Consider the following 14,493-nt stretch of genomic DNA (forward strand, 5'->3'; position numbering starts at 1 on the left):
GCAGGCGGCCACGACGGCTGCCGCGCCTTCGAGCGGGCGCAAGCCCGCAACCCGCGCAGCGGACCTTGCCGCCCGCACCACCTGCACTCTTGTACGATCGGTGCCTTCGCGGCTGGACCGCATTGCATCGTCGACGGGTTTTGGCATGTCTTCGCTGACCGAGTTGAGCACGATATTGCTGCGTCATGCGCCTGGCGACGGCATGCATCCCACGCAGATCGCCGGGTTGCAGATCATGCGTAGCGCATCGCCGACCGTGGCCATGCCCACTGTCTACACACCCATGCTGTGCCTGGTGGCGCAAGGCCGCAAGCAGGCAATGCTGGGCGCGCAGGCGTACTTCTATCACCCGCAGATGTACCTGGTGGCGTCGGTGGATCTGCCCATCGTCGGCTCGGTGATCGAAGCCAGCGGCGCGCAACCGTATCTATGCTTCTGCCTGGACCTGGACACCTCGGTGCTCAGCGAGCTGGCGATCAACCATCCGGAATTGGTGGACACGCAGCGCGATGCGGCATCGGCCGGGCTGTTACTCAACCGCAGCACGCCGCAGTTGCAGGACGCGGCGCTACGGCTGGCGCGCCTGCTCGACCAACCGCATGAAATTGCCGCGCTCGCGCCCTTGATCGTGCGCGAACTGCTGTACCGCCTGATGGCCGACCCGGCCAATGCGGCGGTGCGCCAGATGGCCATCACCGACAGCCGGCTCAACCAGATTTCCAGGGCCATCGTGTGGTTGCGCGAACACTATGCGCAGCGCTTCAGCATCGAGCAGATCGCCGATCTGTCGGCGATGAGCCGCTCCACCTTCCATGCGCATTTCAAGGCGGTGACCACGATGACGCCGCTGGAATACCGGTCGCAGCTGCGCGTGCACGAAGCACGCCGCCTGATGGTGGCCGAGGCGCTGACCGCTGCCGACGCCGGCTTCCGGGTTGGCTACGAGAGCGCGTCGCAGTTCAGCCGCGACTACGCACGTATTCTCGGCATCTCGCCTGCGCGCGATGCGCAACGGCTGCGTGCCAACGCGCAGGACGCCACCGAAGCGGCGTGAGGTCTGCCGTGCCCAGCACGGGCCGCGCGGCGGCGCCATCGCCGCGCCAGCATCGGCATCGCGGCTGTCTACTCCGCCGCATACTGCGCCTCGCTCACCTGCTCCAGCCAGGTGACGGGCGCGCCGTCCTGCGACTCGGCGATGGCGATATGCGTCATCGCCACGTTGGCATTGGCGCCGTGCCAATGCTTGACGCCGGGCGGAATCCACACGATATCGCCCGGGCGGATCTGCTGTGCCGGCTTGCCCCACTCCTGCACGCGCCCGGCGCCAGCTGTGACGATCAGCGTCTGGCCCAGCGGATGGGTATGCCATGCGGTGCGCGCGCCCGGCTCGAAGGTGACGGTGGCGCCGCCGACGCGTGCCGGCGCGTCGGCCTGGAACGGTGCGTCGATGCGCACCTTGCCGGTGAAATACTCGGCCGCCCCCACTACCGATGGCGCCTCGCCCGCCCTGCTCACCCTGATCGGCTGCGCAGCCTCATCCGTCGTCACGGCGGCCATCATGGAGACAGATATCGCGGTCGCGAAAGGATTCATTGCAGCGCTCCTTCATTTCTAGTCTTGGCACTGTAGCGCGCTGGCCCACCGCGATGACCTGGGCACGTACGACTGCTCCATCGCACGCCGGCCGGCCTAGAATTCGCTGGGCACCTCGCGCTTGCTATCTCCCCCTGGCACCACCGCGTCCGGTCGATACGCCCGCAGGAACAACGCCACCGCGCCGCTGACATACGCATCCAGCTGCACCGACCGCGCATCTGGCGCATCGTCGCAGGCAGCAGCGGTGGCCGGCCGCCCGGTCATCAACCCGAAAAAATGCACCGATGCATCGGGCACGTTGTCGATCACCAATGCCCCGCGTTGCACCTCGCGCGCCAACAACGCGCGCATCATGGTGTCGTAGCGCTCGAAGCATAGCGTCCACATTTCCTCGCGCATCTGGCTAGGCAGCAGTGGCGGGCGTACCAGGCCATACGCGACATCCTCCCGCATGCTGCTGGCAGACACGCGCAGCACTGCATCGGCCACCGCAGTCAGGCGTTGCTCCAACGGCCCCTGCAGCGCCAGCAAGGCCGTCCAGCGATTGGGCGAGGCCTGCGCCAGCGCTTCCAAGGTGGTGCGGAACAGCACCTCCTTGGACGCAAAATGCGCATACACCGTGGCCTTGGACACCATCGCACGCTCGGCGATGGTGTCCATGCTGGTCCTGTCGAAGCCGTGCTGTTGAAACAGCACGCGTGCCGCCGCCAGGATGGCGCCGCGCTTGTCGTGTGGCGCACGTGCAATGGGCGGCGCGTCATCATCCACGCGGCGACTCCACTGCCGGTCTCGCGGCGGCAGTGGGCGCAGCGGTTTGCAGCCAGCCTCCGCCCATGGCCTTGTAGAACGTCACCAGGTTGGTGAAGCGCGACAGCTGGGTGTTGATCAAGGTCTGCTGCGCGCTGTACAGCGAGCGCTGCGCATCCAGCGCCTGCAGATAGCTGTCGATGCCGCGTTCGAAACGCGCCTGCGACAGCCGGTAGCTATCGGCAGTGGCATCCACCAGCGCTTGCTGGGCCTGCAGCTGCCTGCCCAGCGTGTCGCGCTGCGCCAACGCGTCGGAAACCTCGCGGAACGCGCTCTGGATCGACTTTTCGTAGCGCGCCACTTCGATATCGCGGTTGGCCTTGGCCATGTCCAGATTGGCGCGATTGCGCCCGGCATTGAAGATCGGCAAGGTCAGCGTGGGCACGAAACTCCAGGCACGCGTGCCGGCGTCGAACAGCCTGGACAGGCTGCTGCTGGACGAACCGGTAGACGCGGTCAGGCTGATGCTGGGGAAGAACGCTGCCCGCGCCGCACCGATATTGGCGTTGGCCGCACGCAAGTTGCGCTCGGCTTCCAGGATGTCCGGGCGACGTTGCAGCAACTGCGATGGCAGGCCGGCCGGCACGCTGGCCAACACATTGCCTTCCACGCTCGCGTTGTCGGGCAGTGCATGTGGCAGCAATTCCACCGGCACCGACCTGCCGACCAGCAGCACCAGGGCATTGCGATCCTGCGCCACCTGCGCGGTGTAGCGCTCCACATCCACACGTGCGGTTTCCACCGTGGTCTGCGCCTGACGCAAGGTCAGTTGCGAAGCCGCGCCCAGTTCGAAGCTGCGCTGCTGCAGACGATAACTGTCGCTCTGGCTGCTCAGGGTGGATTGCGCCAGCTGCAGCAACTGCTGGTCGGCCGCCAAGGTCAGGTAGGCGGTGGCCACTTCTGCCACCAGGCTGATATGCGTACTGCGGCGTGCCTCGGCGGTGGACAGGAATTGCTGCAACGCCTGTTCCTTCAGGCTGCGCACGCGACCGAACAGGTCCAGCTCGTAGGCACTAATGCCGATGTTGGCGCTGTAGGTGCGGAACACCTGCGGCTGGCCGGGAATGGCTAGCTCCGAGGGCGTGCGCGCATTGTTGGCGGTGCCGGTGCCCTCGATGGCGGGCAGCAGCGCGGCGCGATCCACCCGGTATTGCGCGCGGGCGACCTCGATATTGAGCGCGGCCACGCGCAGGTCGCGATTATTGTCCAGTGCCAGCGCAATCACCTGCTGCAGCGCCGGATCGGTGAAGACCTCACGCCAGCCGATGTCGGCGATGTACGCCGTGTCGGTGGTGCTGCCGGTATCGGCAGCGGCAGCCGGAGGGGCTGCCGACACATCCGTGCCGGCAAATTGCGCGGGCACCGGTGCGTCGGGCCGCGTGTAGCGCGGCATCAGCGTGCAACCGGAAAGCACGCTGGCCACGCCAAGCGCGCAAAGAGTCATGCGAATCGCGGTCATGTCAGTGTCCTGTGGGTTGCGGTGCGGGCGAGGCAGGTTGTGCACGGCGCTGGAACAGGCCGCACACCAGCACGAAGAACAGCGGCACGAAGAAGATCGCCAGCACCGTGCCGGAGACCATGCCGCCGATCACGGCCGTGCCCAGCGCGTGCTGCGCGCCGGCGCCGGCACCGCTGGTCAATACCAGCGGCACCACGCCGAGGATGAAGGCCAACGAGGTCATCAGGATCGGCCGCAAGCGCATGCGCGCCGCTTCCAGTGCTGCGGCCACCAGGCTCTTGCCGCTCTCGTGCAATTCCCTTGCGAACTCCACGATCAAGATCGCGTTCTTCGATGCCAGGCCAATGGTGGTGAGCAAGCCCACCTGGAAGTACACATCGTTCATTTTCCAGGTCAGCATGGCCGCCAGCAGCGTGCCGAACACGCCCAGCGGCACCACCAGAATCACCGAGAATGGAATCGCCCAGCTTTCGTACAACGCGGCCAGGCACAGGAACACGATCAGGATCGAGACGCTGTACAACAGGCCGGTCTGGCCGGACGAGGCTTTTTCCTGCCGCGACAATCCGGTCCACTCGAAGCCGATGCCCGGTGGCAGCTTGGCGGCTGCGGCTTCGACGATCTGCATCGCCTCGCCACTGGAGGCCGCACCCGGCAACGCCATGCCCAAGATCTCCATCGACGGCACGCTGTTGTAACGCTCCAGGCGCGGCGACCCGGATTGCCAGCTTGCCGTGGCGAAGGCATTGAACGGCACCATGGTGCCAGCGCTGTTGCGCACGAACCAATGGTCGATGTCCTGCGGGTTCATGCGGTATGGCGCATCGGCCTGCAGCATCACCTTCTTGACCCGGCCCTTGTCGATGAAGTCGTTGACGTAGGTGCTGCCCCACGCGCTGGAAAAGGTGTCGTTGATGTCGGAGATCGACACGCCCATCGCCTGTGCCTTGTGCGGATCGATTTCCAGCTTGAACTCGGGCGTGTCTTCCTGGCCGTTCGGACGTACCGCCACCAGACGCTTGTCCTGCGACAGTTCGGCCAACAATTGATTACGCGCCTGCATCAACGCTGCGTGACCCAGATTGGCACGGTCCTGCAGCATCAGATCGAAGCCGGTGGCATTACCCAACTCCGACACCGCAGGCGGTGCGAACGCAAACACCTTGGCATCGCGGATACCGGCAAAAAATGCCCCGGCCTTGGCCGCCACGTCGGTGACGCTCTGGCCCTTGCCGGTGCGCTCGTCCCAAGGCCGCAACTTGACGAAGGCAAAGCCCACGTTCTGGCCGCTACCGGCAAAACTGAAACCGGTCACGGCGAAGACACCGGCAACCGAATCCTTCTGGTCGACCAGGAAATGATGCTCCACCTGCTTGAGCACATCGCTGGTGCGCGCATTGGTGGCACCGGGCGGCAACTGCACCAGCACGAACAAGGTGCCCTGGTCTTCGTCCGGCAGGAATCCCACCGGCAACTTCATGAATCCGAACACCACCAAGGCCAGCAACGCCGCGTAGGCGAGCATGTAGCGCCAGCCCTTGCCGAGCATGTGCCGCACCACGCCCTGGTAGCCGGTGTTGCCGCGATCGAACAGGCGGTTGAACCAACCGAAGAACCCGGTGGTCGCCAGGCCATGACCCTTGTGCACGGGCTTGAGCAAGGTGGCGCACAAGGCCGGGGTCAGGATCATCGCCACCAGTACCGACAAGGTCATCGCCGAGACGATCGTGATCGAGAACTGCCGGTAGATCACGCCGGTGGATCCGCTGAAAAACGCCATCGGCACGAACACTGCCGCAAGCACCAGCGCCACGCCGATCAATGCGCCGGAAATCTGGTCCATCGATTTACGCGTGGCGTCCTTGGGCGACAACTGTTCCTCGCCCATCACGCGTTCGACGTTTTCCACCACCACGATCGCATCGTCCACCAGCAAACCGATCGCCAGCACCATCGCGAACATGGTCAAGGTATTGATGGTGAAGCCGAACGCCGCAAGCACACCGAAGGTGCCCAGCAGCACCACCGGCACCGCAATGGTCGGGATCAAGGTGGCGCGGAAGTTCTGCAGGAACAGGTACATCACCAGGAACACCAGCACCACCGCCTCCACCAGCGTGTGCACGACCTGCTCGATGGAGATGCGCACGAACGGGGTGGTGTCGTACGGCTTTTGCACCTTCATGCCGGGCGGGAAGAACTTTTCCTGCTCTTCCAGGCTTTTATCGATCGCGCGCACCGTATCCAGCGCATTGGCCCCGGTGGCCAGCTTGATCGCCAGACCGGCCGCCGGCCTGCCGTTGTAACGGCCCACCGTGTTGTAGCTTTCGCTGCCAAGCTCGATCCGCGCCACATCGCGCAAGCGCACCTGCGAGCCATCGGACTGCGTGCGTAGCAGGATGTTTTCGAATTGCTCGGCGGTCTTTAGCCGGGTCTGTGCAGTGATGGTGGCGTTGAGCTGCTGGTTGGCCACCGCCGGCAACGCGCCCAACTGGCCGGCGGAAATCTGCGCGTTCTGCGCCTGGATCGCGTTGCGCACATCCACGGGCGTGAGGCTGAAATTGCTCAGCTTGTTGGGGTCCATCCACACCCGCATCGCGTACTGCGAACCGAACAAGGTGGTGTCACCCACGCCTTCGACGCGGCTGATGGTTTCCTGCACATTGGCGGCCACGTAATCGGACAGGTCCGAATCGCTCATGCTGCCGTCTTCGGACGTAAAGGCCAGCACGTTGAGGAAGTTGGTGGCCGACTTGGTCACCGTGACGCCCTGCTGCTGCACTTCCTGCGGCAACAACGGCGTGGCCAGCGACAACTTGTTCTGCACCTGCACCTGCGCGGTGTCGGGGTCGGTGCCGTTTTCGAAGGTCAGGGTGATGGTCACCGCCCCGCTGGATTCGCTGGTGGACGCCATGTAGCTGAGGTGATCCAGCCCCTTCATCTTCTGCTCGATGACCTGGGTGACGGTGTCTTCCAGCGTCTGCGCCGAGGCGCCCGGGTAGTTGGCGGTGATGGCGACAGCCGGCGGTGCGATGGCGGGATATTGCGCAATCGGCAAGGTGGCGATGGAGAGGATGCCGGCCAGCATCACGATGATGGCCAACACCCAGGCGAAGATTGGACGATCGATAAAGAAACGTGCCATGACGTGATCCCGCCTCAGTTGGCCGCACGCGGTGCGGTCGGGGCAGAAGGACCGGCAGCATTCCCGGCAGCGGGCGTGGCCTTGGGCTGCCACGGCACGGTCTTGACCACGATGCCATCGCGTGCGCGCGACGCGCCTTCGACGACCACTTGCTCGCCGGGCTTCAGGCCGCTGCGCACCAGCCACTGGTCGCCCACCTCGCGGTCGGTTTCCAGCACACGCAACTGCAGCTTGTGGTCGGCGCCGACGACAAAGGCGGTGGGTCTGCCGGCGCCGTTGCGCGACACCGCCTGTTGCGGCACCAGCACGCCCCGCTCCTTGACGCCTTCCTGCAGCACCGCGCGCACGTACATGCCCGGCAACAGCTCGGCGTTCGGATTGGGGAAGACCGCGCGCAGGGTGATCGAGCCGGTGTTCTGGTCGACAGTCACGTCGGAGAACGCCAGGTGCCCCTGCAGCGGGTAGGTGCTGCCGTCTTCCAGCAGCAGCGACACCTTGGCCGCACCGTCGCCGGCTTGTTCCAGATCGCCGCGTGCCATCGCCTGCCGCAGGCGCAACACCGCACTGCTGGGCTGGGTGACGTCGATGTAGATCGGGTCCAGCTGCTGGATGGTGGTCAGCGCAGTGGCCTGGTTGGCGGTCACCAGCGCACCCGGGGTCACGCTGGAGCGGCCGATGCGTCCGGAGATCGGTGCGTCAAGCCGCGCAAACGCCAGGTTGATGCGCGCGGTCTCCACGCTCGCCTTGCCGGCTGCCACGTCGGCCTTGGCCTGGCCTAGCGCGGCATCGGTGTCGTCACCTTCCTGCTGGCTGATCGCCTTGATCTGCGCCAGCTCCTTGTAACGCTCGGCCTTGAGCTGCGCGGTGCGCAGGGTTGCCTCGGCCTTGGCCAGGGATGCCTGCGCGCTGGCATAGCTGGCGCGGTACTGGGCCGGATCGATCTGGTACAGGGTCTGGCCAGCCTTGACGTCGCCGCCTTCGGTGAACTGGCGCGACTGGATGATGCCTCCCACTTGCGGGCGAATTTCGGAGATCAGGTACGGGACGGTGCGCCCAGGCAACTCGGTAGTGAGCGTCACCGGTTGCTGCTTCACGGTCAGCACACCCATTTCCGGGGTGCCTTCCTCCGGCGGCGGGCCTCCCGGCGGGCTGCCGCAGGCGCTGAGCAGGGCGGTGGCGGCAACGGCAACAGCAACAGTAAGCAACGACAGGCGAAACGGGGCATGAGGACGCACGGGCAGTCTCCAACGGAGGTGTGATGATTAAATCTAAACGGTACGGTTTGGTATCCTAATAAGCGCGTCCGGAACCGTCAAGCATTTCTGCCCAGTCGGTATACTTATGAATTATTGGGAGAACCTGATGCGGGTCAGAACCGAAGAAAAGCGCGAGGCCATCGTCCAGGCGGCCAGCGAGGTCTTCCTCGAACTGGGCTTCGAAGGCGCGTCGATGTCGCAGATCGCCACCCGCGTGGGTGGCTCCAAGCGCACGCTATATGGCTATTTCCCGTCCAAGGAAGAGCTGTTCGTGGCCGTTACCAAGGACATGTCGGACCGCTATTTCGATCCGTTGCTGCATGCGCTTTCGCAAAGCAGCGGCCCGGTCGATGAGGCACTGCAGCGCTTCGGCGAGGATGTGCTGCGGTTCCTGTGCGCCCCGCCCAATATCACCAGTTGGCAGACCATCATCGGGGTATCCGGCAGATCGGCGGTCGGCGCGCTGTATTTCAGCGCCGGGCAGGAGGAAGGCATCCAGCGCTTTGCCGAATACCTGCAGGCACAGGTGGATTGCGGCCTGCTCCATTGCGAAGACACCCTGCTTGCCGCCCACCAGTACGCTGCCTTGCTGGAATCGGAAACCTTGATGCCCTGCCTGTTTGGCGCACTCAAGGACCCCGCGCCCGAGTTCCTGCACGACGCGACGCGACGTGCGGTGCAGACGTTTCTGGCCGCGTATGGCGGCAAGGCCGGCAAAGCGGCGTGACGCCCCTTGCGAGGTCACTGCATTGCACTGCGCGAGGACGCGCAGTGCACGTACAGACGCCAAGCCTGCAGCCACTTAGACGTCTAAACCACGCCGCCGCCCCGCTGGCTAGAAGGCAGCGTCGTCATCACCGCATGATTCGACCAGGCAGCGATGCTACATTGTTGGCGCAAGCATGCCGCTGCGGCGATTGAGCGGGGTTGCGATTGACGGTATTGCGATTGCGCTTCAACACGCTGCCATCGCAAGCAGGCTGCCACCCGGGCATCGCGCCACCAGCGCCTTGGAACAGGCCGCGTGTACGCGCGACCTAGGCGCTGATCACTCGGCCACTGCGCATTTCGCGCACAGGCCGTGCACTTCCAGCGTCTGTGCCTGCGGCTGGAACCCGAGCGCCTTGGCGCGGGCTTCCAGTTGCGACACCACGTCGCGATCTTCCAGCTCCACCGCGCTGTGGCAGCGGTCGCAGATCAGGAACGGCACCGAGTGTTGGGCGCTGTTGGGGTGGTGGCAGGCGACGAACGCATTGACCGATTCGAGCTTGTGCACGAAGCCGTTGGCCATCAGGAAATCGAGCGCGCGGTACACCGTGGGCGGGGCGTCGGCGCCCACGCCCTTGCCTTCGCGCACCCAGTCCAGCAGTTCGTAGGCCTTGACCGGCTTGCCGGCGTCGGCGATCAGCCGCAGCACGTTGGCGCGGATCGGCGTCAGCCGCAGGCCGCGTTCGCTGCAGGCACGCTCCACCGCGCGCACGAAACCGTTGGCGTCGTCGACGTGGTGATGCGGTGCGGTACAGGCGAGGTCTTGGGCGTGGGTATGCTTGGTCATACAGGCTCCGGCGTCAGGCCGCTCCAATCTTGATGAGTGCCGCATCGATGCGTTTCAAGGCACCCTCGCGTCCGGCCAAGTACACCGTTTGCGAAATGTCCGGGCTGACCTGGGTGCCGGTGATGGCCACGCGCAGCGGCTGGGCGATCTTGCCCATGCCCAGTTCCAACGCGGCAGCAGCGTCGTGCAGCGCCGCCGAGACGCTCTCCACGCTCCACGTCTCCACCGCAGCCAGCAACTCGCGCGCCTTGCCCAGCGGCACCTCGGCGCCCAGCTTGAGGTGTTTCATCACCGCCGCTTCGTCATAGGTTTCCAGCGGCCGGTACCAGACCACGGCTTTTTCGGCCATTTCCTTCAAGGTCTGCACGCGCTCGCGCAACGCCACCACCACATCGGCGGCGGCCGGGCCGGCAGCGATGTCCACCCCGAGCTTGGCAAGCTGGTACTCCAACTGCGGGGCGATGCTGGCCGGGTCGTCGGTCTTCAGATAATGCTGATTGACCCAGCCGAGCTTGGCCATGTCCAGGCGCGCGGCCTTGGAATTGACGTCCTTGACGTCGAACAGGTCCAGCAATTCCTGCTGGGTGAACAGCTCCTGGTCGCCATGCGACCAGCCCAGGCGCGCCAGATAATTGATCAATGCATGCGGCAGATAGCCGGCGTCCTTGTACTGCATGACGTCGGCCGCGCCGGTGCGCTTGGACAGCTTGGCGCCCTGCTCGTCCAGGATCATCGGCATGTGCGCGAACTTGGGTACCGGTGCGCCCAGTGCCTCATAGATATTGATCTGGCGCGGAGTGTTGTTGATATGGTCGTCGCCGCGGATGACCTCGGTGATGCCCATGTCCCAGTCGTCCACCACCACTGCAAAGTTGTAGGTGGGAAACCCGTCCGGGCGGAAGATCACCATGTCGTCGAGCTCGCTGTTGGCGATCTCGATGCGCCCCTTGATCAGGTCGTCGAACACCACCGTGCCGCCGACGGGATTCTTGAAACGGATGACGCGATTGGGGTCGTCGCGATACGGCAGGTTCTGCTCGCGGGTGGCGCCGTTGTAGCGCGGCTTTTCCTGCCTGGCCATGGCGGCCTCGCGCATGGCGTCGAGTTCTTCGCGGGTTTCGTAGGCGTAATACGCCTTGCCCTGCGCGAGCAACTGCTCGGCAACCTCTTGATAGCGGGCAATGCGCTGGGTCTGGTAGATCGGACCTTCGTCGTAACCCAGGCCCAGCCACTCCATCGCTTCCAGGATGGCGTCGATGGCCGCCTGGGTGCTGCGCTCGCGGTCGGTGTCTTCGATGCGCAGCACGAACTGCCCGCCGCGGTGGCGTGCCTCCAGCCAGCAATACAGGGCGGTGCGGGCGCCGCCGATGTGCAGGTAACCGGTGGGGCTGGGAGCGAAACGGGTGCGGCAGGTCATGGAGCGCTCGGCAAAACGGGAGTCGCCCGATTTTACCTTGCGCAGCGTGACCCTGCCCGGCCCGTGGCTCAGCGGTTGCGCAGCAGGTCGCCGTACACCACGCAATCGCCGCCGCGACGCGCCGTGCCCGGAGCGTCGTACAGCACCAGCCAGGTGGGAATCGTGCCGGCCAGTTGCCTGGGCAGGTTGCAGATGGCCTCGGCGCGGTCGCAGTCCTTGCCATGCGGCAGCACTGCCGATTCCAGCAGGTCGTGCTGAAAGCGCACCGGTGCGCGGTTGGCGGCCAGCACGGTGCGCGCATCCGGCCATTTGAACAGGCGGATTTCGCCGTTCAGCACCATGGTTGGTCCGGCCAACAGATACAGATCGTCGCCGGAATAATGCAGGTCGCGTACGCCCAGCCCGCCCAGTTGCAGGAAGTGCTTGCGCAGCAGGGTGCCGTCCTCGTCCAGCGGAACCAGGCGCAGGTGGTCGCCGTGGGCTTGCACCTGGATCTCCAGCAGTGCCGTCCAGCCACGCAGCACCGGCCCACGCAGGCCCAATAGCAAGCGTTGGCCATCGACCACGATGCCTTCGATATCGAAGCCATTGTCCTTGCCGGGGATCTTCAGGAACGGACCGAAATGCGGGTCGTCGGCGAGCAGGTCGGTGAGCTGGTTGTGCTTGGCGTCACCCTTGAGGCGCAGCGCACGGCGGCCGTCGGCCGCTTCGCGTACCAGCTGCGGGGTGCCGTCTTGCGCATAGTCGATGGGCAGGCAGGCCAGCAGGCGGCGATTGGCATCGAGCTTCAACTTGGTCAGGCGTTTGGCGTTTTCGGCGTCGTCGCGGCCGCGCTTGGCGTTCTTGCGTTTGCTGCCATGCGAACCGATGACCCACAAAAATCCGTCCGACAGGCCCATACCTTCCAGATCCGCCTCCTCGCCGTCTTCTCCCGGCAGATCCAGCAGGTCCGCCAACGCAAAGCTCTGCCCTTGACCGAAGCGCAGCGTCTCGCGCTGTACGGGGTCGAGCTTGCGCAGCCGGTCCACCGCGCAGGCTTCGTCGCCGGCCACCCACAGCCAATCGTCGGTGAAGGCGGCGCCGGACAGATTGCTGTGCACCAGCGCACCGGGCGCGAATTCAAGCCGGACGCTATGCGGAATCAGGGTTTTCTTGGCCATGGGCACCTGGGACGAGGGATCAACCGAACGCAACCAGCTTGGCACGCGTCACATCGGGCGCCAACTGCCCCGGCCAATCGCGGTCGTTGGCCACCTGCGCCTGCGCGCGGCTGGCCTCGAACGCCGCGAAATCCAATTCGGCCAGTGCCCACACTGTCTGGCCCTGCGTCTGCGCCAGCACGCCATCGGCGGGGAAGCCGACATCCATCGGCGCAAACACCGCCGCCTCGCCGGTATTGATGTCCAACGCCGGGCTCCACGGCGCGTCGCCCGCAGTCACCGACTGCGCGACGAACATGCGATTTTCCAGCGCGCGCGCCAGGCAGCCGACACGCACGCGCATGGCGCCGGCGGCGGTGTCGGTGCAACTGGGCACGATCAACAACCGCGCACCGGCCTCGTATTGCGCACGCACCGGCAGCGGGAACTCGCTGTCGTAGCAGATCGCGATCGCGGCGCGAATGCCGTCCAGTTCGAACACCTTCACTGCATCGCCCGGCTCGATCAGCCCGGTGGCCTTCTCGAAGCCGGTGAGCTGCAACTTGTCCTGCCAGCCATGCAGGCCCTCCGGGGTGAACCAGTCGCTGCGATTGCGGTAACGGCCATTGCCAATATCCAGCAGAAAACTGCCGGCAATCAGGTGCAACCGATGTTCCTGCGCCAAGCCGGCAAACAGCTCCAGCCACGGCGCGCGTAGCGCCTGGATGGCTGCCAGCGATTCGGGCAGACCGGCAGAAATAGGCGTGTCGAACGTTGCGCCCAGCTCCAGCGACAGATATTCGGGCAGCACCACCACCCGCGCACCGGCTGCGGCGGCTTCGGCGATCAGGGCCGATTGGCGTGCCGCAAACGCGGCGAAATCGACAGGCTTGCCGATGGGGTATTTGGCAACGGCAATTTTCATCTGGCGGCCTTTGGGTTATTGGATCGAGGTAGCGAAGCAATCAGACCGGCCAGCGAATGCAGTGTGCAGCGACCGTGCAGACTGCTCGCGACGCTTGTCAGTGGCCGTAGGGCGCCAGCCGCGCTCACCGCGGCAGCGCACGTGTCCACACACACAAGCTGTGGTCGATCTCGCCATGTTGCAACTCCGCCCAGTGCAGGTGCACCCGCATGCCCGGCTGCGGGGCGTAGCCACGTTTGCGCCAGAACGCATCGTTGGGGCGGTAATCGGCTGGCTTGCGCGGGTCGTCGGGCGCCCGTTCCACCGAACAGAACGCGGCCAATGCAAAGCGGCCCAGCGCGCGTGCATGCGCTTCGCGCCGGTCGAAGAATGCATGACCGATCCCTTGCCCGCGATACGCCGGCAGCAGCACCGATTCGCCAAAATAGAACACGCTGGCCGGATCGATGCCGGCCGCACGAAACGGTGCGTGGAACGCGTCGCTATCGTCGAGCAGCGGCAAACCGGTCGATGCACCGATCACCGCACCGCCATCGCGCGCCAGCACGAAGACGCTCTCTGGCGATGCCGCATAGGCCGCCAGATAGTCGCGCTCGTATGCGGCATCGCCTTGGTACAGATACGGCCAGGTGCCGAACACGTTGATGCGCAGCTGCGCCACCGCATCCAGATACGGCAGCACCTGCGTGCCGCGCACCGTTTCCACCATCAGCGAGGAGCCAGTCATGCCGGCCATGGTAAGCCAGCAAGACGTGGCTGCAACGCCATGCTTCAACGCAGCCAATGACCGTGGTGCCAAACGCGGGGCTGCGGCTGTTGCCACAGCAACCACACCGCCGCTTCGTCGGTGGCCAGCAGTACCCCCAGCAGCGCATCGGTGCTGCGTGCCCAGTAGCTGCCATTGCTCAGCCGTTGCCACGGTCCATAGCTGCGTGCCCATGGGTTGCCGGCGCGGGTGTGCTGCGCTGCCGCCTGCAAGAACGCATACCCGCCGATGCGCAGGTGCTGCGCGGTGCGTGCGTGCAGCTGCAGGCCCACCACCCCGCGGCGCCTGTCGCGGTTCAGCGGCAGGGCCGACAACGCCGAGCTTTCCCAAGCGTGCGGCAGTGCTGCGGGAAGCAGCGCCACCGTGTCGATGCCGGCGGGCAGCAAACGCTGCGCGCGCCGGTGCAATTGTGCCTGCGCCAGCATGCC

13 protein-coding genes are annotated in these 14,493 nt (G+C 65.4%); 2 read left to right on the forward strand and 11 right to left on the reverse strand.

What is annotated here, in order from left to right:
• Positions 1-145: 145 nt before the first annotated feature.
• Positions 146-1,054, forward strand: coding sequence for an AraC family transcriptional regulator (locus tag J7360_RS08080; RefSeq protein ID WP_057659943.1), 909 nt, complete (start codon positions 146-148; stop codon positions 1,052-1,054).
• Between the two features lie 68 nt (positions 1,055-1,122).
• Here the strand turns inward: J7360_RS08080 and J7360_RS08085 are convergent, their stop codons facing one another.
• The 5 genes from J7360_RS08085 to J7360_RS08105 form a co-directional block, all read right to left on the reverse strand.
• Positions 1,123-1,593, reverse strand: a complete 471-nt coding sequence (locus tag J7360_RS08085; RefSeq protein ID WP_057659945.1) for a cupin domain-containing protein — start codon at positions 1,591-1,593, stop codon at positions 1,123-1,125.
• Positions 1,594-1,689: 96 nt separating this feature from the next.
• Positions 1,690-2,364 (reverse strand): TetR/AcrR family transcriptional regulator, encoded by a 675-nt coding sequence (locus tag J7360_RS08090; protein ID WP_007962473.1) that lies wholly within the window; start codon positions 2,362-2,364, stop codon positions 1,690-1,692.
• Positions 2,357-3,862: an efflux transporter outer membrane subunit gene (locus tag J7360_RS08095; RefSeq protein ID WP_057659947.1), complete on the reverse strand. Its 1,506-nt coding sequence runs from the start codon at positions 3,860-3,862 to the stop codon at positions 2,357-2,359. Before J7360_RS08095 ends, J7360_RS08090 begins: the two co-directional genes overlap by 8 nt.
• 1 nt (position 3,863) lies before the next feature.
• Positions 3,864-7,007 (reverse strand): efflux RND transporter permease subunit, encoded by a 3,144-nt coding sequence (locus J7360_RS08100; RefSeq protein ID WP_057659950.1) that lies wholly within the window; start codon positions 7,005-7,007, stop codon positions 3,864-3,866.
• A 14-nt stretch (positions 7,008-7,021) separates the two neighbouring features.
• Positions 7,022-8,242 carry an efflux RND transporter periplasmic adaptor subunit gene (locus J7360_RS08105; protein WP_209033628.1) on the reverse strand — a complete coding sequence of 407 codons (1,221 nt, stop codon included), beginning with the start codon at positions 8,240-8,242 and terminating at the stop codon, positions 7,022-7,024.
• A gap of 106 nt (positions 8,243-8,348) precedes the next feature.
• Here J7360_RS08105 and J7360_RS08110 point away from each other — a divergent pair, with 106 nt between their 5' ends.
• Positions 8,349-8,990 (forward strand): TetR/AcrR family transcriptional regulator C-terminal domain-containing protein, encoded by a 642-nt coding sequence (locus J7360_RS08110; RefSeq protein WP_209033630.1) that lies wholly within the window; start codon positions 8,349-8,351, stop codon positions 8,988-8,990.
• A gap of 321 nt (positions 8,991-9,311) precedes the next feature.
• Here J7360_RS08110 and J7360_RS08115 read toward each other — a convergent pair whose 3' ends face one another.
• The 6 genes from J7360_RS08115 to J7360_RS08140 form a co-directional block, all read right to left on the reverse strand.
• On the reverse strand, positions 9,312-9,818 hold the full coding sequence (locus J7360_RS08115; protein WP_017157169.1) for a transcriptional repressor: 507 nt from the start codon (positions 9,816-9,818) through the stop codon (positions 9,312-9,314).
• Positions 9,819-9,831: 13 nt separating this feature from the next.
• Entirely contained in the window at positions 9,832-11,235 is a 1,404-nt protein-coding gene (gene gltX, locus J7360_RS08120; RefSeq protein ID WP_057659956.1) for a glutamate--tRNA ligase, read from the reverse strand.
• A 68-nt stretch (positions 11,236-11,303) separates the two neighbouring features.
• On the reverse strand, positions 11,304-12,395 hold the full coding sequence (locus J7360_RS08125) for a DUF3616 domain-containing protein (protein ID WP_057659958.1): 1,092 nt from the start codon (positions 12,393-12,395) through the stop codon (positions 11,304-11,306).
• Positions 12,396-12,414: 19 nt separating this feature from the next.
• Positions 12,415-13,299, reverse strand: coding sequence for a carbon-nitrogen hydrolase family protein (locus J7360_RS08130; RefSeq protein ID WP_057659960.1), 885 nt, complete (start codon positions 13,297-13,299; stop codon positions 12,415-12,417).
• A gap of 124 nt (positions 13,300-13,423) precedes the next feature.
• The gene (locus J7360_RS08135; RefSeq protein ID WP_176214996.1) at positions 13,424-14,074 is read right to left on the reverse strand and encodes a GNAT family N-acetyltransferase; all 651 of its coding nucleotides are present in this window, start codon (positions 14,072-14,074) and stop codon (positions 13,424-13,426) included.
• Positions 14,071-14,490 carry a hypothetical protein gene (locus J7360_RS08140; RefSeq protein ID WP_007962836.1) on the reverse strand — a complete coding sequence of 140 codons (420 nt, stop codon included), beginning with the start codon at positions 14,488-14,490 and terminating at the stop codon, positions 14,071-14,073. The genes J7360_RS08135 and J7360_RS08140 overlap by 4 nt, the downstream gene beginning before the upstream one ends.
• Positions 14,491-14,493: the final 3 nt, after the last annotated feature.

Origin of the sequence: Xanthomonas sp. D-99 (genome assembly GCF_017746145.1) — a bacterium.
Lineage (GTDB): Bacteria > Pseudomonadota > Gammaproteobacteria > Xanthomonadales > Xanthomonadaceae > Xanthomonas > Xanthomonas cissicola.

Coding starts and splice junctions, on each gene's coding strand:
- gltX (WP_057659956.1), bottom strand. CDS start 11,235: ATGACCTGCCGCACCCGTTTCGCTCCCAGCCCCACCGGTTACCTGCAC.
- J7360_RS08100 (WP_057659950.1), bottom strand. CDS start 7,007: ATGGCACGTTTCTTTATCGATCGTCCAATCTTCGCCTGGGTGTTGGCC.
- J7360_RS08095 (WP_057659947.1), bottom strand. CDS start 3,862: ATGACCGCGATTCGCATGACTCTTTGCGCGCTTGGCGTGGCCAGCGTG.
- J7360_RS08125 (WP_057659958.1), bottom strand. CDS start 12,395: ATGGCCAAGAAAACCCTGATTCCGCATAGCGTCCGGCTTGAATTCGCG.
- J7360_RS08110 (WP_209033630.1), top strand. CDS start 8,349: ATGAATTATTGGGAGAACCTGATGCGGGTCAGAACCGAAGAAAAGCGC.
- J7360_RS08130 (WP_057659960.1), bottom strand. CDS start 13,299: ATGAAAATTGCCGTTGCCAAATACCCCATCGGCAAGCCTGTCGATTTC.
- J7360_RS08080 (WP_057659943.1), top strand. CDS start 146: ATGTCTTCGCTGACCGAGTTGAGCACGATATTGCTGCGTCATGCGCCT.
- J7360_RS08140 (WP_007962836.1), bottom strand. CDS start 14,490: ATGCTGGCGCAGGCACAATTGCACCGGCGCGCGCAGCGTTTGCTGCCC.
- J7360_RS08085 (WP_057659945.1), bottom strand. CDS start 1,593: ATGAATCCTTTCGCGACCGCGATATCTGTCTCCATGATGGCCGCCGTG.
- J7360_RS08115 (WP_017157169.1), bottom strand. CDS start 9,818: ATGACCAAGCATACCCACGCCCAAGACCTCGCCTGTACCGCACCGCAT.